The sequence below is a fragment of the Streptomyces rhizoryzae genome (assembly GCF_023155275.1).
Lineage (GTDB): Bacteria > Actinomycetota > Actinomycetes > Streptomycetales > Streptomycetaceae > Streptomyces > Streptomyces rhizoryzae.
On record NZ_JALMUV010000003.1, the window covers coordinates 14,934 to 35,391 of the forward strand.

The following is a 20,458-nucleotide window of genomic DNA, read 5'->3' on the forward strand; positions in this document are numbered from 1 at the left end:
TGATGCCGGCCCGTCGCGGGGGCCGGGAACGCCCGGCACGTCCGGCGCGGCCCCGGATCCCGGCCGTGCGGGCACGCCGCGCAGCCGGCACCTCTGCGCGGCGCTCGCCGCCCAGGGGGCCGACGCGGCCACCGTGGAGGCGGTCCGCGCGGCAGCGGACGGTGAGCGGGAGGTCGCCGGGCGGCACGGGCGGATGATCGTCGCCAGCCGCGGGCGGGTGCTGCTGGCCGAGGAACTGCCCGAACCGCCGGCCCGCGACGAGGCCGCGGTCACCGGGCTGCCCGACCTGCTGCCGCTGGCGGTGCAGTACGCGCCGGGCATCCGCTACGTCGCCGCCGGCGTGTACGGCACGCCCGGCCCGCGGGGCGGGCCCCCGGACGTGGTGGAGGTGGTGTTCCAGGCCGGGACCTGGCCGAGCAGTGCCGTCGCGCCGGGCGCCTGCTACCGCATGCGCAGCCCCGCCGCGGGCCGCCGGCTGAACGGGGCCGGGCCGCTCGCCGACGGCATCGCCGGACTGGCCCGCGGCAGCGGCGCCGAGGCGATCGTGCTGGGCGGGATCGACTGGGCCCGCGACGCGCTCGCCGACCAGCTGGCCGCACGCTGGCGCAAGCGCCTCGTCATCGGCGGCGACACCCCCGCCCCCGGCGGCGACGGGAGCCGGCCGGACCCGCAGGGCACGCCCCTGCCCCCGCCCGGCCGGGCGCTGATGGAACCGGAGCTGGCCGAGGTCTTCCGGGACGGGCTGCGCACCGCCGACGCGGCGCGCCTGGAGCTGTTCCAGGCCCGCCGCCCCAGCCGGCACGGCGCCGTCGAGGGGGTGGCCGACGTGGTGGCCGCCCTCCAGCGGTCCCAGGTCGCGACCCTGCTGCTCAACGTCCCGCTCCGCTTCCCGGCGCGCCGGCACGTCAGTGCCTGGGTGACCGCGCAGGGGCTCCCGGAGGCGGCGCCGGCCCCTTACGGCCTGCTCGGCTTCCGCGAGGGGCCGGTGGGGGCCGCGGTGCTCCGGGCCGCGGTGTGCACCGGCGCGGAACTGGTCGTCGTCCCGCGGCACCACCTGGCCCTGTCGGACGGCCTGGGAGCCCTGCTGCGCTACGCCGGGCCGGAGCGCACCCCGCACTTCTCCCGCCCCGCCCGCCGCTGAGCGGCGGGCCGCTCGCTCACGGCCGCCCGGCGGGCGTGCGGACCGCGCCCGTACCGCCCCCGAGCGGCCACTCGCGGTGCAGCGGCCCGAGCGGAATGCTCCGCTCGAAGACCGGGGTGCCGAAGATGTCCAGGTGCGCCCGGAGCGCACCGGACAGGTCCACCCCGCCGTACGCCGCCCACTTCCCGACCAGCGCCCCGGTGCCGTCCGAGGCGCCGGTGGCGGTGCCCTCGGCCTCGGCGCGCAGGTACGGGGCGAGGGTGCCGGTGACGCCGACGCTGCCGTAGAGCCCGACACTCGCCTCGGCCCCGAGCGCGGCCTTGACGCGTCCGGCGGCCGTCGCGGTGACCCGCACCGGGGTGCCCGTCAGGTCGGCCCGGGCGAGCGGCGTCCAGCCCGTGGCCCGGTCGTAGGCACCGCCCACCCGGAAGTGCCCCTTGACGTCCTGGCTGACGTCGACGCTCACCTTGCCGTCCGCATCGACCTGGAGGTAGCAGGTCAGCGCGAGGTTGACCACGACCGGCACCGCGCCGACCCGGATGACCGGGTCGGCGTGCAGGGTGGCGAACGGCACCCGCAGCGGTGCGCCGCCCGGCGTCGCGGCGGCCGCCCGGCCCTTCAGCTCCCACCGCGAGGTCCAGTCGCCGGCCAGGCTCACCGACGCGGTCCCCGGCCGCCCGGTGGCGCCGCCCGTGCCGTCGTAGGCGAAGTCCACCTGCGGCGTGAGCTGGACGAAGCCCGCAGCGGAGGCGTCGGCGGTACCCGCCGGGGTCCGGACGGCGGGCAGCGCGGCGCGGACGTCGATCCGCAGGCTGCCCAGCGGCAACCGCCCGCCCTCGGGCCCGACGCGCAGCCCGCCGGTCTTCGCCCAGGAGACCGCCACCTTCGGGGCGAGCGGCTCGACCGTCACCGCGGCCGGATCGACCGGCACCCGCCCGCGCGCCGTGGCACCGCCCAGTACCGCGCCCAGCGTGGCCGGCGCGGTCCGCACCTCGGTGCCCCGCGCGCTGGTCCCCACCACGCCGGTGACCTTGGCCAGCGCACCGTGCGGGGCCCCCGGCGCGGGCGCACTGGCGATGACGTCCCCGACGGCAACGGGCGCCACCGGCTTGCCCGTTGCCCCCGGCCGCCCCTTGTCCGCCCCGCCGGTACCGCCCGCCGGCCGGGCGCTGAGCACGGCCCGCCCGCTGCGCTTGTCGAATTCCACGATCCGCAACGGCGACGTGGCCGCGGGGCGCCGGCCGGGCCCCGGCGTCGCGACGGCGCCGGACCCACCGGACCCGCCGGACGCCGCGGCCACCGCGAGCGGTGCCGCCCCGCCCCCGTCCGCACCGCCGCCCGCGTTCTCGACGGCGGCCGGGGGCACGTCACCGCCGCCGTTCCGCCCCGCGGCGGGAGCCCCGGACGGCGCTCCTCCCGCGCAGCCGGTGACGACGAGCAGGGACGCGGCGGTCAGTGCCGGTAAAACGGCATACCGGAGGCAGTGGCGCACAGTGGGGTTCCTCGGAAGCGCTGATGTGGGGGCGGCCGAGGGAGGGGAGCACGGCTCCGCGACGCCCCCGGCCGAACGATTACCCGTGGGTAATGATCGGCATGATCGTGCCACGCGCGCCGCCCGCCCCACACCGGAAATCCGGCCGGGGGGCGATGATCTGGATCACATCCGCGGTCGCGGACCGGGAGCGGGGCCCGGCAGCCGCGCCTCCTTCCGCCCCCGCCCGCAACCGACCGGCCAGGCCCCCGGCCCGCGCCCCGGTCCCTACGCCCCTTCCCGAGCCTCCGGGCGTCCCTCTTCCTCCGGGCGTCCCTGCTCCTCCGGGCGGTGGGCGCGGCGCCGGCGGACGCGGTCCGCGGCGATCAGGGCGGCCACCACGAGGGCGGTGCCGGCGAGCTGCTGCCGGCCGTCCTGGCTGGTGGCCATCACGCCGAACACGCCGAGGAGGGCGGCCAGGGCCAGCCAGGTCAGGTACGGGAAGCCCCACATGCGGACCAGCAGCAGTTCGGGAGCCGAGCGCTCCAGGCGGCGCCGCATCCGCAGCTGGGTGAGGCAGACGATGGTCCAGACGACCAGCACCGAGCAGCCGGCGATGTTCAGCAGCCAGGCGAAGACGGTGGTCGGCCAGATGATCCCGGCGACCACGGCGGCGAAGCCGAAGACGCAGGACGCCAGGACCGCCGCCGCCGGGACGCCGCGGGTGACCTTGCTCAGGAACCGCGGCCCCTGACCCCGGCTGACCAGGGAGTACGCCATCCGCGACGAACCGTAGATGTTGGCGTTCATCGCGGACAGCAGGGCGATCAGCACCACGATCTGCATGATCGTGCCGGCGGCCGGGATGCCGAGCCGGTCCAGCACGGTGACGTACGGGCCGTCCGTGGCGACCTTCGGGTCGTTCCACGGCACCAGGGTGACGACCACGGCCATGGAGCCGATGTAGAAGACGGCGATGCGCCAGACGGCGGTGCGCACGGCGCGCGCCACGTTCCGGCTCGGCCGGTCCGATTCGGCCGCCGCGATGGTGACGGTCTCCAGGCCGGCGAAACCGGAGATGGTGGTCAGCAGCCCGGCGGCGAGGCCGGCGGCGCCGGTCGGGAAGAACCCGCCGTGGCCGGTCAGGTGGTGGGTGCCCGGCGGGTTGCCGAACACGCCGAGGATGCCGAGCACGCCCAGCACCAGGAACGCGACGATCACGGTGACCTTGATCGTGGCGAACCAGAACTCGAACTCGCCGAAGTTCTTGACCGCGGTGAGGTTGCTGGCGCAGAAGAACACCATGAAGACCGCGACCCAGCCGTAGGCGGGGAGGAACGGCAGCCAGTTGTGCACGAGCGTGCCCGCCGCGGTGGCCTCGGCGGCCACTCCGGCGCAGAGCATCAGCCAGTACATCCAGCCCGAGGTGGTCCCGGCCCAGGAGCCGAGCTCCTCCTCGGCGTGCACCGAGAACGAGCCGGTGGAGGGCCGCGCTGCGGACATCTCGCCGAGCATCCGCATGATCAGCATGACCAGCGCGCCGGTACCGGCGAAGAGGAGGACGATGGCCGGACCCGCCGCGGCGATGCCGACGCCGGAGCCGACGAAGAGGCCGGCACCGATCACCCCGCCGAGCGCGATCATCGACAGATGGCGCTGTTTGAGGCCGTGGGACAGCACGGGTGCCGCGCCCTGCACGGCCGGCGGGGAGCCCTGGGGTGGCCGGTGGACGGTCCGAGTCATGGTCGTGCCTGTTCATTGCGTGACGATCAGTGAGCCCGACGAGTCTGCGATCTATCTCGCCGAGAGGACGTGAACGCCCGCTATGCGGACACGGCGCTCACGGAGCGTGGGGCGGCGCGCACGGCGGGAAGGGGTGGCGGGGGTGAGGGTGCCGGGTGGGCGGCAGTGACGCCGGGCGGCTTATTGCACATCAGATGCAACTACGATGTGGGCGCAATAGCAGCTATGAGGGAGTGGCCATGACGCAGGGGCGGACGCGGGCGCGGACACGGGCGCCGATCGTGCTCGGGATCGAGTCGTCGTGCGACGAGACCGGGGCCGGGATCGTCTCCGGCGGGCGGCTGCTGGCACATGCGGTGGCGTCGAGCATGGACGAACACGCGCGGTTCGGCGGCGTGGTGCCGGAGATCGCGGCCCGGGCCCATCTGCACGCGTTCGGGCCGGTGGTGCGGGCGGCGCTGGACGAGGCGGGCCTGCGGCTGAGCGACCTCGACGCCGTCGCCGTCACCACCGGCCCCGGGCTGTCGGGCGCCCTCCAGGTGGGTCTCGCCGGCGCGAAGAGCCTGGCGTACGCGGCCGGGGTGCCGCTCTACGGGGTCCACCACCTGGCCGGCCACGTCGCGGCCGACACGCTGGCGCACGGGCCGCTGCCCGATCCGTGCCTGGTGCTGATCGTCTCCGGCGGCCACACCTCGCTGCTGCTGGTGCGGGACCTCGTGCGGGAGCCCCTGGCGCACCTCGGGGACACGGTGGACGACGCGGCGGGGGAGTGCTTCGACAAGGCGGCCCGGGTGCTGGGCCTGCCCTATCCCGGCGGCCCGGCGATCGACCGGGCGGCGCGCGGCGGGAACCCGTGCGCCGTCGCCTTCCCCCGCCCGCTGACCGGCGCGCGCGCCGACCCGTACGCGTTCTCGTTCTCCGGGCTGAAGACGGCCGCGGCGCGCTGGGCCGAGGGCTACCGCCTGCGCGGGGACGCACTGCCGCTGGCCGACGGCGCCGCCTCGCTCCAGGAGGCGGTGGCGGACGTGCTGACCCGCAAGGCGCTGGCCGCCTGCCGGGAGTTCGGCGTGCGGACGCTGGTGGTGGTCGGCGGGGTGGCGGCCAACTCCCGGGTGCGGGCGCTGGCCGAGGAGCGGTGCGCCGCCGCCGGGGTGGCGCTCCGGGTGCCGCCGCTGACGCTGTGCACCGACAACGGGGCGATGATCGCCGCGGTCGGCGACCTGCTGGTCCGCGCGGGCGCCGCCCCGGCCCCACCGGACCTGTCCGTCGACCCGTCCGCGCCCCTGGAGTACGCGGCCCTGCACCCTGCCGCCGTGCCCTATGCCCGCTCCGCGTGACCCGGGGCCGCCGAGTGCGGCACCCAGGGCACCGTCCGGTCGAGGGTCGCGCCCGGCCCGGGCGGTCACCGCGTCACGCGGTCATCCGCGCGGAGCGCCGCAGCGCCTCCCGTACGCCCTCCAGGTCGCCGGCCGCGGTGCGCGCAAGCTGCTGGGCGAGGTCGTGCATCGCGCGGCTCACGGCCAGTTCGTCGCCGATCTCCGGCACGTCGGGGTCCCGCGGACCGCACCGGGCCGTGCCGCGCCCGGTCAGCGTGGCGGTCCCGGTGTCGAGGACCACATGGGCCTTCGTGGCGGTGTCCTCCTCGAAGAGGTGCACCCGCACCTTCCACTCAAGGGTCCTGGCCATGACGCACCTCCCGCGCTCGTCCCCCGGCATCAGGGTCGGCCCGCGCCACCGGGCCCGGACAGGGCCCAAGCGCCTGGGCCGGTGAGCCGACCGGCCCCTCGCCGCCCAGGAGGGCGAGGTCCCGGGCGATCCGGGCGACGAGCGGGCGGACGGCGGCGGCGACCGGCGGTGACAGCGTGCGGCCCGGGCCGGTGTCCGCGGCCTCCACCGCGTAGAGGAGCAGTTCCCCGGGCAGCCGGCCCAGGACACGGGCCAGTTCCACCGCATCGGCCAGCGCGAAGCCGTGCGAACTGGTCCCCGCGGGGCTGCTGCGGCGGCAGGCTTCGTGGAGCCCGAACCGGTGGACCCGGCCGGGCCGGGGCGACGGACGGCAGCGGGCCGCGTCCACCACGATCGCGGTGCGCGCACCGTCCCAGGCGGCCAGGAGCCGGGACGGCTCCCCGTCGCTGCGGAACAGCGCGATCCCGCGGGGGAGCCGGCGCCGCGCCAGTCCGGCCACCACCGCCCAGCCCACACCGTCGTCGCGGCGGTGGTCGTTGCCGATGCCGATCACGGCGATACGCGCGGGCGGGCCGGAGGAAGGGTGCATGGTGCGGGTCCTTCCCGCCCGGGCCGCCGCCGAGTCGCCCGGCGCGGCTCCCGGGGGCCGTCCGGGCTATCCGCAGCGCTGTCCGGGGCACGCCCCGGACCCGTCGGCGCGGCCCGGTACCGCGGCCGGTCACATACTGACCCGGATGGCGCGAGCGCACCGGGAGGCAGGCGATGACGGGCGAGGCAACCACCGCGGTGCTCGGCACCGACGGCATGGCGGCGCTGATCCGGGCCCTCACCGCCCGGGGCCGTACCGTCATCGGCCCCACCGTGCGCGACGGCGCGATCGTGCTGGCGGAGCTCACCGACGGCGCCGAACTGCCCTACGGCTGGGGCGTCGAGCTGGCGGCCGGGCACTACCGGGTGCGGCCCCGTGCGGACGGTGCCGCGTTCGCGCACAGCGCCGGACCGCAGTCGTGGAAGACCTACCTCCACCCCCAGCGCGAGCGGCAGTGGAGCGCCGACCGCGCGGCCGACGGCGCCTGGGTGGTGTCCGAGGAAGCCGCCCCACCGCCGGCGTACGCGTTCCTCGGGGTCCGGCCCTGCGACCTGCGGGCGATCGCCGTGCAGGACCGGGTGCTGGCCGGCGGGCCGCACGCCGACAGCCGCTACCGCGCCCGGCGCGAACGCGCCTTCCTGGTGGTGGTGGAGTGCACCGAACCGGGCGCCACCTGCTTCTGCGCCTCCATGGGCACCGGCCCCGCCGCGGACGGCGGCTACGACCTGGCGCTGACCGAGGTCGTCGACGCGGGCGGCCACCGGTTCTGGGCCCGGGCGGGCAGCGACGAAGGGGCATCGGTGCTCGCGGAGCTGCCGCACCTCCCGGACGACCCCGCACTCGCCACCGGGGCGCGGGACCTGGTCGCCGCGGCGGCCGGCCGGATGGGACGCACCATGCCCGAAACCGACCTCCAGGCGCTGATGCGCGAGACCCTGCACGCCGACCGCTGGAACGATGTCGCCGCCCGCTGTCTGACCTGCGGGAACTGCACCATGGCCTGCCCTACCTGCTTCTGCACCTCCGCCGAGGACGTCACCGACCTGACCGGCGACCACGCCGAGCGGTGGCGGCGCTGGGAATCCTGCTTCGACCTGGAGTTCAGCCATCTGCCGGGCGGCCCGGTCCGCGCGTCCGGCCGCAGCCGCTACCGGCAGTGGGCCACCCACAAACTGGGGACCTGGTACGACCAGTTCGGCAGCTCGGGGTGCGTCGGCTGCGGGCGGTGCATCGTGTGGTGCCCGGTCGGCATCGACATCACCGAGGAGGCCCACGCGCTGCACACGGAGCGGGCGGCCGGCGGCGCGCCGGGGGAGGAGGGCCGGTGACCACCGAACGGCCCGGCTTCCTCGCCGCCCTGCCGTCCGCGCACCGCGACCGGCTCCTCACCCTCGCCCGCGAGGCTGCCTTCCCGGCGGCCCTGCGGCTCTTCGACGAGGGCGGTCCGGCCGACCGGTTCTGGGTCCTCCGCTCCGGCACCGTCGCCCTCGACGTGTACGAGCCGGGCCGCGGCACGATCGTCGTGGAAACCCTCGGCCCGGGCGAACTCCTGGGCTGGTCCTGGCTGTTCGAGCCCTACCGCTGGCACCTGGGCGCCCGCACCCGCACCCCGGTGGCGGCCTACGCATTCGACGCCGCGCGGGTCCGGGCGGCGATCGACGCCGACCCCGCCTTCGGCCTGGCGGTCACCCGCTGCGTCGCCGCGGTCGCCATCGGCCGGCGGCTGCGCGCCGCCCGGATGCGCCTGCTGGACCTCTACGGGGCGCCGGGCACCCCGCCCGGGACCACGGGAGCGGTACCGTGACCGCCGCACGCCCCGACCTGGTGCCGGTGCCCTACCGGGTCGGCGAGCGCACCGAGCGGACCGACGACACGGCGGACCTCGTGCTCGAACCGGTGGCCGGCGCCCTGCCGCCGTTCGTCCCCGGGCAGTTCGCCATGGTGTACGCCTTCGGCGCCGGTGACATCCCGCTCTCGCTGAGCGGACTGGACGGCCACCGGCTGACCCACACCGTCCGCGCGGTCGGCGCGGTCTCCCGGGCGCTGCACGGTCTGCCGCCCGGCGCGACGGTCGGCGTCCGGGGGCCGTTCGGCATCGGCTGGGGCCTGACCGCCGCCCGGGGGAGGGACCTCGTGGTCGTGGCCGGAGGGCTGGGACTCGCCCCGCTGCGCCCGCTGGTCCGGGCCGCGCTGGCCGCGCCGTCGCGGTATGGCCGGCTGACTGTGCTCATCGGCGCCCGCTCCCCCGGCGACCTGCTCTACGGCCGCGACACCGACGCCTGGCGGGCCGCCGGCGCGCGGGTGGAGGTCACCGTGGACCGGCCCGACGACGGGTGGCAGGGCGACGTGGGCGTCGTCACCGCCCTGCTCGACCGGGCGGAGTACGACCCCCGGAACGCCACCGCCTTCGTCTGCGGACCCGAGGTCATGATGCGGGCCACCGCCCGCGACCTCCGCCACCGCGGACTCGGCGCCGACCGGATCCAGGTCTCCCTGGAACGCACCATGCACTGCGGCACCGGCCACTGCGGGCACTGCCAGCTCGGCCCGCTGCTGCTGTGCCGCGACGGCCCGGTCATCCCCTGGCGGCATGCCGAACCCCTGTTGTCCGTAAGGGAGTTGTGAGGTGACGGTCACCACCGGAACGGCCCGGAACGGCCGCCGGCCGGAGCTGGCGGTGTGGAAGTTCGCGTCCTGCGACGGCTGCCAGCTCACCCTGCTCGACTGCGAGGACGAACTCCTCCCCCTCGCCGGCCGGCTCAGGATCAGCTACTTCCTGGAGGCGTCCAGCGCCCCGGGGCCGGGCCCGTACGACCTCTCCCTGGTCGAGGGATCGGTCACCACGCCGCAGGACGCCGAACGGATCCAGCACATCCGCGCCGCCTCCCGCCGCCTGGTCACCATCGGCGCCTGCGCCACCGCCGGCGGTGTCCAGGCGCTGCGCAACTACGCCGACGTCGCGGAGTTCCGGGCCGCCGTCTACGCCCGGCCCGACTACATCGACACCCTCGCCACCTCCACGCCCATCAGCGCCCACGTCCCCGTCGACCTCGAACTGCACGGGTGCCCCATCGACCGCGGCCAGCTCCTGGAGGTCATCACCGCCTACCTCGCCGGCCGCGACCCCGACATCCCCGCCCACAGCGTGTGCTTCGAATGCAAACGCCGCGGCACGGTCTGCGTCACCGTCGCCCACGGCACCCCCTGCCTGGGACCGGTCACCCACGCCGGATGCGGAGCCCTGTGCCCCGCCTACCAGCGCGGCTGCTACGGCTGCTTCGGCCCCTCGAACTCCGTCAACTTCCCCTCGTTCGTCCCGCTGCTGCGCCGCGACGGCATGGACACCCTCGACGTGGTGCGGGTCCTGCGCACCTTCAACACCGGCGCACCCGAATTCGACGCGGAATCGCGGAAGCAGGCCGGACGGTGACGCGCCGGGGGACGAAGGTCCTGCGCGTGGACTCGCTGGCCCGGGTCGAGGGCGAGGGCGCCCTGCGCCTGCGCCTCGACGGGGGCCGCGTCACCGAGGCGCACCTGAGGATCTACGAGCCGCCGCGGTTCTTCGAGGCGTTCCTGCGCGGCCGCTCCCACACCGAGCCGCCCGACCTCACCTCCCGGGTCTGCGGGATCTGCCCCGTCGCCTACCAGATGAGCGCCTGCCGCGCCGTCGAGGACGCCTGCGGCGTCAGCGTGGACGGGCAGCTGGCCGCCCTGCGCCGGCTGCTCTACTGCGGCGAGTGGATCGAGAGCCAGACGCTGCACATCTACCTCCTGCACGCCCCGGACTTCCTCGGCCACGACAGCGTCATCGACCTCGCCCGCACCCACCCCCGGCACGTCGAGCGCGGGCTCGCGCTCAAACAGGCCGGCAACGCGGTCATCGAACTGCTCGGCGGCCGGGCCATCCACCCCGTCAACGTCCGCCTCGGCGGTTTCCACCGCGTCCCCACGAAGGCGGAACTGCGCCCGCTGGCGGAACGGCTGCGGCGCGCCCGCGACGCGGCGGAGGCCACCGTGCGCTGGGTGGCCGGCTTCGACTTCCCCGACGCCGGCGGCGACCACGACCTCCTCGCCCTGGCCGAACCGGGCACCTACGCCATCGACGCCGGGACCCCCACCGTCATGCCGGCCCCCGGCACCGCCGGCCTGCCACCGGACAGCGACCGCGCCCTGCCCACCCGCACCTTCCCGGTCCGCGCCTTCCCCGAGCACGTCGCCGAGACCCAGGTACCGCACTCCACCGCCCTGCACGCGCGGCTCGACGGCCGCCGCCACCTGACCGGGACGCTCGCCCGCTACGCCATCAGCGGCCGCTGGCTGCCCCCGGACGTGCTCGGCGCCGCACGCGAGGCCGGGCTCGGCGACCCCCGCGAGGGCACGGTGTGCCGCAACCCCTTCCGCAGCATCATCGTCCGCGCCGTGGAGGTGCTCCACGCCGCCGGCGAGGCACTGCGGCTCATCGACGCCTACGAGCCCCCGCCCCGCCCCCACCTCGACGTCCCGGCCAGGGCGGCCACCGGGCACGGCGCGACCGAGGCCCCCCGCGGCCTCCTCTACCACCGCTACACCCTGGACGCCGGCGGGACCGTCACCGGGGCCTCCCTGGTCCCGCCCACCGCCCAGAACCAGGCCGCGATCGAGGACGACCTGCGGCGGGCCGTCCAGTACCGCCTGGACTCCGGCCGCCCGCCCACCGACGCCGAACTGACCACCTTGTGCGAGCGGGTGATCCGCAGCCACGATCCGTGCATCTCCTGCTCCACCCACTTCCTGGACCTGACGGTCGAGCGGGACTGAGCACGCCCCGGCCGGTGCGGCGGCGCACGGGACGGCGGCCGGAAGAAGGGCCGTTCGGCCCCTCGGCGAGGGCCGGCCGGAACGCGCGCCCGCGGCCGCGGCGCGCTGCACTGAAGGTGACGAGGAGGACGGGCAGACGCGGAGGAGCGGAGCGAAACCGCGCACCGCGCCCTCAGGGCCCGCGAGAAGTGGGCGGTCCTCCCGGGTCACGGATGCCGGCTCGCCTGCGCGGGCCGGCCCGTTCGCATGAGGAGGCCGGTCATGCGGGTCCGCGATGTGATGCGCACGCCGGTGGTCACCGTCGCCGCCGACGCCACCCTGCGGGAGACCGCCCGCCTCATGGCGCGGCACACCGTCGGATGCGTGGCGGTGGTGTCGGACGAGGCGGTGCTCGGCATGGTCACCGACCGGGACCTGGCCGTCCGCGGCCTCGGCGCGGGGCGGAGCGCGACCGCGCCGGTCGGTGCGGTGATGACCGAGCCGGTCCGGGCCGTCCGGCCGGACGACGACGTCGACGCCGCCTACCGCACCATGGCGCACGCCGCGGTCCGCCGGCTCCCCGTCCTGGAACAGGGCCGGCTGGTGGGCGTGGTGGCGCTGGACGACCTGCTGATGGACGTCTCCCGGCGGCTGTCCGCCCTGCTCGGCGCGGTCTCGTGGAGCGTCCTCCCGGATGCACCGGCCGCCGGGGACCCGCCGGCCGCCGGGCAGGTGCCGCACCCGGGATGAGGGCCGCCCCGGGGCGGCGGTGCGGCGGCCGCCGGGACGGGGCGGCCGGACCGCGCTCCACCGGTACCGGCCCCCGCCCGCCCGGGCCGGGGAGCCGGCGGGGCACCGACGAGGACGACAGCCACCCTGCCGACGCCGTGCCCCGGCGGCCGGCCGGCGTCAGCCCCGGGCGCGCAGTGCGTCCGCCAGGGCCTGGTTCAGTTCGACGACGTTGACGTACGGCTGGCCGAGGAAGCCGAGCGCCCGCCCGTGGACGTGGCGGGCGACCACCTCCCGGACCCGCGCCGGAGCCAGCCGGCGGGCCCGGCCGACGCGCGGTGCCTGCTGGTACGCGTACGCCGGGGAGATTGCCGGGTCCAGACCGGAGCCGCTGGCGGTGACGGCGTCCGCGGGCACCGAGGCCGGGGGGACGCCGTCGAGGGCGGCGACGGCCGCGCGGCGGGCCCGCACGGCCTCGGTGAGCGCGGGGTTGGTGGGCCCGAGATCGGTGGCGCCGGAGCGGGCGGGGTCGTAGCCGGCGGCGGAGGGGCGGGGCTGGAACCAGGCGGGGTCGGGGCGGGCAGCCCCGCCGGGACCGTGCCGGGGGAGCGGGAACTCCTGCCCGATCAGGCGGGAGCCCACCGGACGGCCCTGGTCCGTCGTGAGGAGGGAGCCGTTGGCCCGGTCGGCGAAACCGGCCTGGGCGATGCCGGTGACGAGCAGCGGGTAGCCGGCGCCGGTGACGGCGGTGAGCACGAGCAGCATCCGCAGCGCCGCCAGGTGGGGACGGAGCACACGGGGGAGCGCGGTACGGGCCATGGATCCCTTCTCCCGGTCCCGCGGGCCGGTCAGCGCAGGCCGGGGACGAACTGGAGGACGAGGTCGAGCAGTTTGATGCCGAGGAACGGCAGCACGAGGCCGCCGAGCCCGTAGCGCCAGATGTTGCGGCGCAGCAGTTCGGCGGCGGAGGACGGGCGGTAGCGGACGCCCCGGAGCGCCAGCGGGATCAGGGCGACGATGATCAGAGCGTTGAAGACGATCGCGGAGGTGATCGCCGATGTCGGGCTGTGCAGGCGCATGAGGTTGAGCCGGTCCAGTCCCGGGTGGACGCTCGCGAACATCGCCGGGATGATCGCGAAGTACTTCGCCACGTCGTTGGCGATCGAGAACGTCGTCAACGCGCCGCGGGTGATGAGGAGTTGCTTGCCGATCTCGACGATCTCGATGAGTTTGGTGGGGTTGGAGTCGAGGTCGACCATGTTGCCGGCCTCCTTGGCGGCGGAGGTCCCGGTGTTCATCGCCACGCCGACGTCCGCCTGCGCCAGCGCCGGGGCGTCGTTGGTCCCGTCCCCGGTCATCGCGACCAGCGCCCCGCTCTCCTGCTCGCGCCGGATCAGCGCCATCTTGTCCTCGGGGGCGGCCTCGGCGAGGAAGTCGTCGACCCCGGCTTCCTGGGCGATGGCGCGGGCGGTGAGCGGATTGTCCCCGGTGATCATGATGGTGCGGATGCCCATCCGGCGCAGCCGGCCGAACCGGTCGCGCATGCCTTCCTTGACGACGTCCTTGAGGTGGATGACACCCAGGACGCGGGCGTCCGGGGGCGCCGCGCCGCGCCGCGTCACCTGGCCGACCACCAGCGGGGTGCCGCCGCTCGCCGAGATGCCGTCGACGACGTGCCCCACGTCGTCGGTCGGGTGCCCGCCGTTGTCGCGGACCCAGCGCATCACCGCCGTCGCCGCCCCCTTGCGCAGGGAGCGGCGCCCCTGCGGCACGTCCAGGTCGACGCCGCTCATCCGGCTCTGCGCGGTGAACGGCACGAACGCCGCCCCGGCCAGCTCTCCCTCGCCGCGGGCGCGCAGGGCGTACTGCTGCTTGGCGAGGACGGCGATCGAGCGGCCCTCGGGGGTCTCGTCGGCGAGGGACGACAGGTGGGCCGCGTCGGCGAGGTCCTCGACGTCCACCCCGGGCACCGGAAGGAAGGCCGCGGCCTGCCGGTTGCCGAGGGTGATGGTGCCGGTCTTGTCCAGCAGCAGGGTGTTGACGTCGCCGGCCGCCTCCACCGCGCGTCCCGACATGGCCAGCACGTTGCGCTGCACGAGCCGGTCCATGCCGGCGATACCGATGGCCGGCAGCAGGGCGCCGATGGTCGTCGGGATGAGCGCGACGAGCAGGGCGACCAGGACGACCAGGGGCTGCTCGGCCCCGGCGAAGACGGCGAACGGCTGGAGCGTCACCACGGCGATCAGGAAGATGATCGTGAGGGAGGCGAGCAGGATGTTCAGCGCGATCTCGTTCGGTGTCTTCTGCCGGGCCGCCCCCTCCACCAGGGCGATCATGCGGTCGATGAAGGTCTCCCCGGGCCGGGCGGTGATCCGCACGACGATCCGGTCCGAGAGCACCTTGGTGCCGCCGGTGACCGCCGACCGGTCACCGCCCGATTCCCGGATCACCGGCGCCGACTCCCCGGTGATCGCCGATTCGTCGACGCTCGCGATGCCCTCGACCACATCGCCGTCCCCGGGGATCAACTGCCCGGCCTCGACGACCACATGGTCGCCCGGCCGGAGCCCCGTGCCCGGCACCTCCTCCTCGACCGCGTCCGCGCCACCGGGCCGCCAGCCGGTCAGCCGCCGGGCCGTCACGGTGGTCTTGGTGCGGCGCAGCGCCGCCGCCTGCGCCTTGCCCCGGCCCTCCGCCACCGCCTCCGCCAGATTGGCGAAGACCACGGTCAGCCACAGCCACCCCGTGATCACCCACGGGAACACCCCGGGGGCCCGGATCGCCGACAGCGTCGTCAGGACCGCCCCGACCTCCACCACGAACATCACCGGGTTGCGGTACATCGCCCGCGGGTCCAGCTTCCGCAGCGCGTCCGGGAAGGAGCGCGCCAGCTGACGCGGATTCAGCAGGCCCCCCGCGGCCCGGTGCGGCCGGCGGCCGGCTTCCGGCGCGGCCATCAGTGCAGGCCCTCGGCGAGGGGGCCCAGCGCCAGGGCCGGGAAGTACGTCAGGGCGACCACGATCAGCACCACGCCGGTCAGCAGGCCCGCGAACTGCGGCCGGTGGGTGGGCAGGGTCCCCGCGGTCACCGGCACCGGCTGCTGTCCCGCCAGCGACCCGGCCAGCGCCAGCACGAACACCACCGGCAGGAACCGGCCCAGCAGCATCACCACACCGAGGACGGTGTTGTACCAGACGGTGTCCGCGGCCAGGCCGGCGAACGCCGAACCGTTGTTGTTGGCGGCCGACGTCAGCGCGTACAGCACCTCGGAGAAGCCGTGCGGCCCCGGATTGCGCATCGCCGCCCGCTCACCGGGGAACGCCATCGCCAGCCCCGTGCCGGTGAGCACCAGCGCGGGCGTGGTGAGGAGGTAGAGCGAGGCGTACCGCATCTCCTGGCCGCGCAGCTTCTTGCCCAGGTACTCCGGGGTGCGGCCGACCATCAGCCCGGCGACGAAGACCGTGATGACGGCCAGCACCAGGATGCCGTAGAGCCCCGAGCCCGCGCCGCCCGGCGCGATCTCACCCAGCATCATGGCGAAGAGCGTCATGCCGCCGCCGCCCGGCGTGTACGAGTCATGGGCGGAGTTGACCGCCCCGCACGAGGTGAGGGTGGTGGAGACCGCGAACAGCGCCGAGGACCAGATGCCGAAGCGCGTCTCCTTGCCCTCCAGCATCGCCCCGGCCGCGTGGCCCGCCGGGCTGCTGACCCGGTGCAGTTCGTTGGCCGTGGTCAGGGCGACCGAGCCGGCCCACAGCAGGGCCATCACCGCGACGATCACATAGCCCTGCCGGTGGTCCCCGGCCAGCGCGCCGAACGTCCGCGGCAGCGCGACCGGGATCACCAGCATCAGGTAGATCTCGATCAGGTTGGTCAGGCCGCTGGGGTTCTCGAAGGGATGGGCGGAGTTGGCGTTGAAGAAGCCGCCGCCGTTGGTGCCGAGCACCTTGATCGCCTCCTGCGAGGCGACCGGTCCGCCCGGCAGGCTCTGGTGGCCGCCGGCGAGCGTGGTGATGCCGAGCGGGCCGTGGAGGTTCTGCACGACGCCGGCGGCCACCAGGACGACCGCGGAGAGGAGGGCGAGGGGGAGCAGGACGCGCAGCACCAGCCGGGTCAGATCCGTCCAGAAGTTCCCCACGCACCGGGTCCGCTTCCGGGTGAAGCCGCGGATCAGCGCGGCGGCGACGGCCATGCCCACCGCCGCGGAGACGAAGTTCTGCACCGCCAGCCCCGCCATCTGCACCAGGTGCCCCGGCACCGTCTCCCCCGCGTACGCCTGCCAGTCGGTGTTGGTGGCGAACGACGCCGCGGTGTTGAACGCCAGGTCCGGAGGGACCGCCGCCCTCCCCAGCGAGAGCGGCAGCCGGTCCTGGAGGCGCAGGAAGGCGTACAGGAACAGCACCGAGACCGCAGAGAAGGCCAGCAGGCTCCTGAGGTAGACGGGCCACCGCTGGTCGGTGTCCTCGTTCACCCCGGCCGCGCGGTAGAGGAGGCGCTCCACGCGCCAGTGGGGGCCGCCGCCGAGCACGCGCGCGAGGTGGTCGCCCAGCGGCCGGTACGAAAGCGCCAGCGCCGCCACCAGGACGGCCGCCTGGAGCCAGCCGGCCGCGGTGTCGCTCATGACCGCCCCCTAGAACTTCTCCGGAAAGAGCAGGCAGAGGACGAGGTAGACCACCAGCGCGGCGGCGACGACCAGCCCGACGGCGTTGTCGACGGTCACCGGCGTCCGGCACCTTTGGCGGCCAGGCCGAGGACGGCGAACACCACGACCGTCAGGCCGATGTAGGCAACGTCCGTCATGGGTGGGGCACTCCGCGGTGGCGTCAGGGGGCGGGACGCGGGTCCCGTCCGGCCGGCAGGGATCGAGCGCCCCTGACGGTATATCAGGTTCCCGGCGCGGGCGGCCTGCCGCGCCGTGGGCCGCCCGGCGCGGAACCGGGCAGGGTGAGCGCCACCGCGTAACCGCCGCCCCTGCGGGACGTCTTCAGCGACCCGCCCATGGCCTCGGCCAGATCGCGCGAGAGGCGCAGCGCCAGGCCGTCGGCCCGGGGACCCGCCGGCCCGGTGGCCGCGGCGGGGCCGCCGGACCCGTCCGCCACCCGGATCGCCACCCGGCCGTCCCGGTTCTCCGCGGTGATCAGCGGCGGCCGGTCCGGCGGGCTGTGCCGGAGCGCATCGGCCCCCAGCGCGGCCAGGACACGGGTGAGCAGGGCGGCGTCGGCGATCACATCGGGCAGGTCCTCCGGCAGGCGCACCACGATCGAGTGGCCGCCGGCTCCGAGGTCGTCCAGCGCCGCGCCCAGCGCCTCGCCCACGTCGACCGGGCGGAGGTAGAGGTCGAGCGCCCCGGCGTGCAGCCGGCTCAGGTCGTCGAGGTCGGTGACGAGCCGGGCCGCCCGGTGGACGGCCGTGCGGGCGGTCTCCAGCAGCCGCTTCTCCTCCGGGGCCCGCTCCTGCGGACGCTGCCGGAGCCGTCCCAGCGCGTCCTCGGCGGTACGCAGCGGCGCGCGCAGATCGCGGCCGGCGGCGAGCAGGAGGGCGGCCCGGGTCCGCTCCGCGTCGGCGAACGGGTCACCGGGCCCGGCGAAGCGGCCCCGGGCGTGGGCGAGTCCGAGCTCGGCCGCGCACGCGTCGAGCAGCCGCCGGTCCTCCGTACGCAGCCCCGGACCCCGCGCGGCCAGGGTCCGGAAATCGTCCACCGGGCTCTCCACATCGGCCTCGTACGGCCGCTCCGGGGGAGCGTCGCCGGCGCTGGCCACGACGTACCAGCGCGGCGTCGGGGAGGCCCTGGGGTCCCGTTCGAGCAGGCTCACGGCGGTCAGACCGAAGTTCTCCCGGATCAGCTCCACCAGCGCCGGCAGGTCCTGGCCGCGCAGCACGTTGGCGGCCAGCCGGCTCAGGGTGCGCGCCTCGGACGTCGCCCGGGCCGCCTGCCGGGTGGCGCGGGCGGCGGTTCCCGCCGCGGTGCCGACCAGCACCGCCGTGGTGACGAAGACGGCCAGCGCGACGATCTCTTCGGGGCGCGCCATGCCCAGGGAGTGCAGCGGCGCGGTGAAGTAGTAGTCGGCCAGCAGCGCCGCGGCGACCGCGACCAGCAGCGCCGGCCAGACGCCCCCCGCCAGCGCCACCACCACGACCAGCAGCAGATAGGCCGCCAGGACTCCGGCCAGGCCCAGGCGGCCGCGCACGGCGGCCAGCAGCAGCGTCAGCGCGGGCAGCAGCACCGCGGCACCGGCCAGCGCCCCGCCGAGCCGCCGCGGGCCCGCGCCGGCGCCCGGCCGCGGCAGCCGGAACGCCGCCCGCCCGGCCGCCTCCTCGTGCGTGACGATGTGCACGTCGATCGGCCCGGAGCCCTTGATCGTCCGTTCCCCCACCCCCGCTCTCAGGGACGAGGCGAGCCGGTTGTGCCGAGTGGCGCCGAGCACGATCTGGGTGACGTTCTCCGCCTCGGCGAACCGCAGGAGGGCCGCGACCACGTCCTCGCCGGTGGTCTGGTGGAAGCTGCCGCCGAGCGATTCGAGCAGGACGCGCTGGGCGTTCAGCGCCGCCGGGTCGATGCGCGCCGAGCCCTCCTCGGGCACCACGTGCAGCGCCAGCAGGTCGCTGCCCGGCGTGCGGGCGCAGATCCGGGCGGCCCGCCGGATCAGCGTCTCGCCCTCCGCCCCACCGCTGAGGCCGACCAGGATGCGCTCCCGGGTCTCCCACGGCGCGGCGATGCCGTGTTCCGCGCGGTAGCGCTGGAGTCCCTCCTCCACCCGGTCGGCCAGCCACAGCAGGGCGATCTCCCGCAGCGCCGTGAGGTTGCCGACCCGGAAGTAGTGGGTGAGGGCGGACTCGATGCGGTCCGGCGGGTAGATGTCGCCGTGCACCATCCGCCGGCGCAGCGCCTCCGGTGTCAGGTCCACCAGCTCGATCTGGTCGGCCCGGCGGGCCACCTCGTCGGGCAGGGTCTCCCGCTGCCGCACCCCGGTGATCTGCCGGACCACGTCGTTCAGCGACTCCAGGTGCTGCACGTTGAGCGTGGTGACGACGTCGATGCCGGCGTCCAGCAACTCCTCGACGTCCTGCCACCGCTTGGCGTTGCGGGACCCGGGGACGTTGGAGTGGGCCAGCTCGTCGACCAGGGCCACCTGCGGCCGGCGGGCCAGCACCGCGTCCGGGTCCATCTCGGTGAACCGCGCCCCGCGGTGCCGCACCACCCGCCGGGGGACGGTCTCCAGCCCCTCGGCCATGGCCGCCGTCGGCCGCCGGCCGTGCGGTTCGACGTAGCCCACGACCACGTCCGAGCCCAGCGCGCGCAGCCGCTGCCCCTCCGCGAGCATGGCGTACGTCTTGCCGACCCCGGGCGCGGCCCCGAGGAAGATCCGCAGCCGTCCACGTCCCACCGGTGGCCCTGCCGTCCGTCCTGGTGCCTGGCGCGTGCCCTTCCATGGTGCGCCCGGCGCGGCCGCGGGCGTGCCGTCCACGCCGCGGTGAGGGCGTCCTTCAGGGCGGCGGCGGGCCGGCTCCGGGCGGTCCTGCCGCGGAGCCGCCGGCCCGCTCCCCGGCGCCCCGGGCCGGCCGAAGGTCCTCGGACACCGAGACCACCCCGTCGACGCTCGCGCACATCCGCACCAGAACGGGCACCAGCAGCGGTTCCGCCACCGTGCCGTGCAGGGCCACCTGGCCCCGGCGGACCTCGGCGGTCACGTCCGAGGCGCCGAGGCGGGCGGTGCGCCCGATCACCTCCCGGGTGATCTCCTCCTGGATCGCCCGGTCCTTCCGCAGGAAGACGCGCAGCAGGTCGGCACGGCTGACGATGCCCAGCAGGGCGTCGGTCTCGTCGACCACCGGGAGCCGCTTGAGGCCCTGCACCTCCATCAGGCGCGCCGCCTCCACCACCGTCCACTCCGGGTGCGCGCACACCGCCGGCGCGGACATCAGCTCGCCGGCGGTGCGCCCCTGCGCGCGCGCCTGCTCCCACGCCTCCAGATGCGGCAGCGGCGTCCGCCCGGACAGGTCGGACCGGTCGGCCGCCTTCCGCAGCAGGTCGGCCTCCGACACCACGCCGGCCGGCCTGCCGAGGTCGTCCAGGACGGGCACGGCACTCACCGCGTTGTCGGCGAGCGTCTGCGCGATCTCCTTGAAGGGGGTGTCGATCCGCACGCTCACCACCTTCCGGGTCATCAGCTCGGCGATCGTGCGGTGCTCCATCTCGGTCTCCTTCCACCGCGGCGGCCGGCGCCCCGGCCGCCCCACCAGCGTCGCCGGGCCGACAGCCGCACCGATATGAGCCACTCGGCCCCTGCCCGCCGCCGGGCGTCCCCGGGCCCCGGGGCCCCGG

Annotated in this window: 18 protein-coding genes; 8 read left to right on the forward strand and 10 right to left on the reverse strand. The window is 75.9% G+C overall.

The features are described from left to right. Positions 1 to 133: 133 nt before the first annotated feature. A complete protein-coding gene (locus MUU72_RS03435) occupies positions 134 to 1,141 on the forward strand; it encodes a baeRF2 domain-containing protein (protein ID WP_248011597.1) in 1,008 nt (335 codons plus the stop codon). 16 nt (positions 1,142 to 1,157) lie between these two features. Here the strand turns inward: MUU72_RS03435 and MUU72_RS03440 are convergent, their stop codons facing one another. Together MUU72_RS03440 and MUU72_RS03445 are read right to left on the reverse strand one after the other, a co-directional pair. Further along, positions 1,158 to 2,633, reverse strand: a complete 1,476-nt coding sequence (locus MUU72_RS03440) for a hypothetical protein (protein ID WP_248011598.1) — start codon at positions 2,631 to 2,633, stop codon at positions 1,158 to 1,160. A gap of 267 nt (positions 2,634 to 2,900) precedes the next feature. Continuing rightward, complete coding sequence (locus MUU72_RS03445) at positions 2,901 to 4,355, reverse strand: amino acid permease (RefSeq protein ID WP_248011599.1); 1,455 nt, start codon at positions 4,353 to 4,355, stop codon at positions 2,901 to 2,903. A gap of 239 nt (positions 4,356 to 4,594) precedes the next feature. On the opposite strand from MUU72_RS03445, the gene tsaD reads away from it, so the two are divergent. Continuing rightward, on the forward strand, positions 4,595 to 5,692 hold the full coding sequence (gene tsaD / locus MUU72_RS03450) for a tRNA (adenosine(37)-N6)-threonylcarbamoyltransferase complex transferase subunit TsaD (protein WP_248011600.1): 1,098 nt from the start codon (positions 4,595 to 4,597) through the stop codon (positions 5,690 to 5,692). 73 nt (positions 5,693 to 5,765) lie between these two features. Here the strand turns inward: tsaD and MUU72_RS03455 are convergent, their stop codons facing one another. Together MUU72_RS03455 and MUU72_RS03460 are read right to left on the reverse strand one after the other, a co-directional pair. Then, positions 5,766 to 6,041 (reverse strand): DUF1876 domain-containing protein, encoded by a 276-nt coding sequence (locus tag MUU72_RS03455; protein ID WP_248011601.1) that lies wholly within the window; start codon positions 6,039 to 6,041, stop codon positions 5,766 to 5,768. Continuing rightward, positions 6,025 to 6,630 carry a hydrogenase maturation protease gene (locus MUU72_RS03460; RefSeq protein WP_248011602.1) on the reverse strand — a complete coding sequence of 202 codons (606 nt, stop codon included), beginning with the start codon at positions 6,628 to 6,630 and terminating at the stop codon, positions 6,025 to 6,027. The genes MUU72_RS03455 and MUU72_RS03460 overlap by 17 nt, the downstream gene beginning before the upstream one ends. Before the next feature lie 173 nt (positions 6,631 to 6,803). Between MUU72_RS03460 and MUU72_RS03465 the strand changes: the two genes are divergently transcribed. From MUU72_RS03465 to MUU72_RS03490, 6 genes are all read left to right on the forward strand, one after another. Then, on the forward strand, positions 6,804 to 7,958 hold the full coding sequence (locus MUU72_RS03465) for a 4Fe-4S dicluster domain-containing protein (RefSeq protein WP_248011603.1): 1,155 nt from the start codon (positions 6,804 to 6,806) through the stop codon (positions 7,956 to 7,958). Beyond that, positions 7,955 to 8,434, forward strand: coding sequence for a cyclic nucleotide-binding domain-containing protein (locus MUU72_RS03470; protein ID WP_248011604.1), 480 nt, complete (start codon positions 7,955 to 7,957; stop codon positions 8,432 to 8,434). The genes MUU72_RS03465 and MUU72_RS03470 overlap by 4 nt, the downstream gene beginning before the upstream one ends. After that, positions 8,431 to 9,255, forward strand: coding sequence for an FAD/NAD(P)-binding protein (locus MUU72_RS03475; protein WP_248011605.1), 825 nt, complete (start codon positions 8,431 to 8,433; stop codon positions 9,253 to 9,255). Before MUU72_RS03470 ends, MUU72_RS03475 begins: the two co-directional genes overlap by 4 nt. A 1-nt stretch (position 9,256) precedes the next feature. Then, the gene (locus MUU72_RS03480) at positions 9,257 to 10,060 is read left to right on the forward strand and encodes an NADH-quinone oxidoreductase subunit B family protein (RefSeq protein WP_248011606.1); all 804 of its coding nucleotides are present in this window, start codon (positions 9,257 to 9,259) and stop codon (positions 10,058 to 10,060) included. Continuing rightward, positions 10,057 to 11,427 (forward strand): Ni/Fe hydrogenase subunit alpha, encoded by a 1,371-nt coding sequence (locus MUU72_RS03485; protein WP_248011607.1) that lies wholly within the window; start codon positions 10,057 to 10,059, stop codon positions 11,425 to 11,427. Before MUU72_RS03480 ends, MUU72_RS03485 begins: the two co-directional genes overlap by 4 nt. A gap of 261 nt (positions 11,428 to 11,688) precedes the next feature. Next, positions 11,689 to 12,156 (forward strand): CBS domain-containing protein, encoded by a 468-nt coding sequence (locus tag MUU72_RS03490; protein WP_248011608.1) that lies wholly within the window; start codon positions 11,689 to 11,691, stop codon positions 12,154 to 12,156. 159 nt (positions 12,157 to 12,315) lie between these two features. Here MUU72_RS03490 and kdpC read toward each other — a convergent pair whose 3' ends face one another. From kdpC to MUU72_RS03520, 6 genes are all read right to left on the reverse strand, one after another. Then, positions 12,316 to 12,954, reverse strand: coding sequence for a potassium-transporting ATPase subunit KdpC (kdpC, locus tag MUU72_RS03495; protein WP_248011609.1), 639 nt, complete (start codon positions 12,952 to 12,954; stop codon positions 12,316 to 12,318). Between the two features lie 29 nt (positions 12,955 to 12,983). Then, a complete protein-coding gene (gene kdpB / locus MUU72_RS03500) occupies positions 12,984 to 15,092 on the reverse strand; it encodes a potassium-transporting ATPase subunit KdpB (protein ID WP_248011610.1) in 2,109 nt (702 codons plus the stop codon). Beyond that, a complete protein-coding gene (gene kdpA, locus MUU72_RS03505; protein ID WP_248011611.1) occupies positions 15,092 to 16,756 on the reverse strand; it encodes a potassium-transporting ATPase subunit KdpA in 1,665 nt (554 codons plus the stop codon). Before kdpA ends, kdpB begins: the two co-directional genes overlap by 1 nt. Positions 16,757 to 16,765: 9 nt before the next feature. Next, positions 16,766 to 16,855: a K(+)-transporting ATPase subunit F gene (kdpF, locus tag MUU72_RS03510; protein ID WP_248011612.1), complete on the reverse strand. Its 90-nt coding sequence runs from the start codon at positions 16,853 to 16,855 to the stop codon at positions 16,766 to 16,768. 163 nt (positions 16,856 to 17,018) lie between these two features. After that, a complete protein-coding gene (locus MUU72_RS03515; RefSeq protein ID WP_248011613.1) occupies positions 17,019 to 19,520 on the reverse strand; it encodes a sensor histidine kinase in 2,502 nt (833 codons plus the stop codon). Between the two features lie 100 nt (positions 19,521 to 19,620). Then, positions 19,621 to 20,328 carry a CBS domain-containing protein gene (locus tag MUU72_RS03520; protein ID WP_248011614.1) on the reverse strand — a complete coding sequence of 236 codons (708 nt, stop codon included), beginning with the start codon at positions 20,326 to 20,328 and terminating at the stop codon, positions 19,621 to 19,623. Positions 20,329 to 20,458: the final 130 nt, after the last annotated feature.

Excerpts from the sequence above, each read along its gene's own strand:
- MUU72_RS03455 (WP_248011601.1), bottom strand. The coding sequence starts at position 6,041 with ATGGCCAGGACCCTTGAGTGGAAGGTGCGGGTGCACCTCTTCGAGGAG.
- MUU72_RS03490 (WP_248011608.1), top strand. The coding sequence starts at position 11,689 with ATGCGGGTCCGCGATGTGATGCGCACGCCGGTGGTCACCGTCGCCGCC.
- MUU72_RS03460 (WP_248011602.1), bottom strand. The coding sequence starts at position 6,630 with ATGCACCCTTCCTCCGGCCCGCCCGCGCGTATCGCCGTGATCGGCATC.
- kdpC (WP_248011609.1), bottom strand. The coding sequence starts at position 12,954 with ATGGCCCGTACCGCGCTCCCCCGTGTGCTCCGTCCCCACCTGGCGGCG.
- kdpB (WP_248011610.1), bottom strand. The coding sequence starts at position 15,092 with ATGGCCGCGCCGGAAGCCGGCCGCCGGCCGCACCGGGCCGCGGGGGGC.
- kdpA (WP_248011611.1), bottom strand. The coding sequence starts at position 16,756 with ATGAGCGACACCGCGGCCGGCTGGCTCCAGGCGGCCGTCCTGGTGGCG.
- MUU72_RS03520 (WP_248011614.1), bottom strand. The coding sequence starts at position 20,328 with ATGGAGCACCGCACGATCGCCGAGCTGATGACCCGGAAGGTGGTGAGC.
- tsaD (WP_248011600.1), top strand. The coding sequence starts at position 4,595 with ATGACGCAGGGGCGGACGCGGGCGCGGACACGGGCGCCGATCGTGCTC.
- MUU72_RS03445 (WP_248011599.1), bottom strand. The coding sequence starts at position 4,355 with ATGACTCGGACCGTCCACCGGCCACCCCAGGGCTCCCCGCCGGCCGTG.
- MUU72_RS03465 (WP_248011603.1), top strand. The coding sequence starts at position 6,804 with ATGACGGGCGAGGCAACCACCGCGGTGCTCGGCACCGACGGCATGGCG.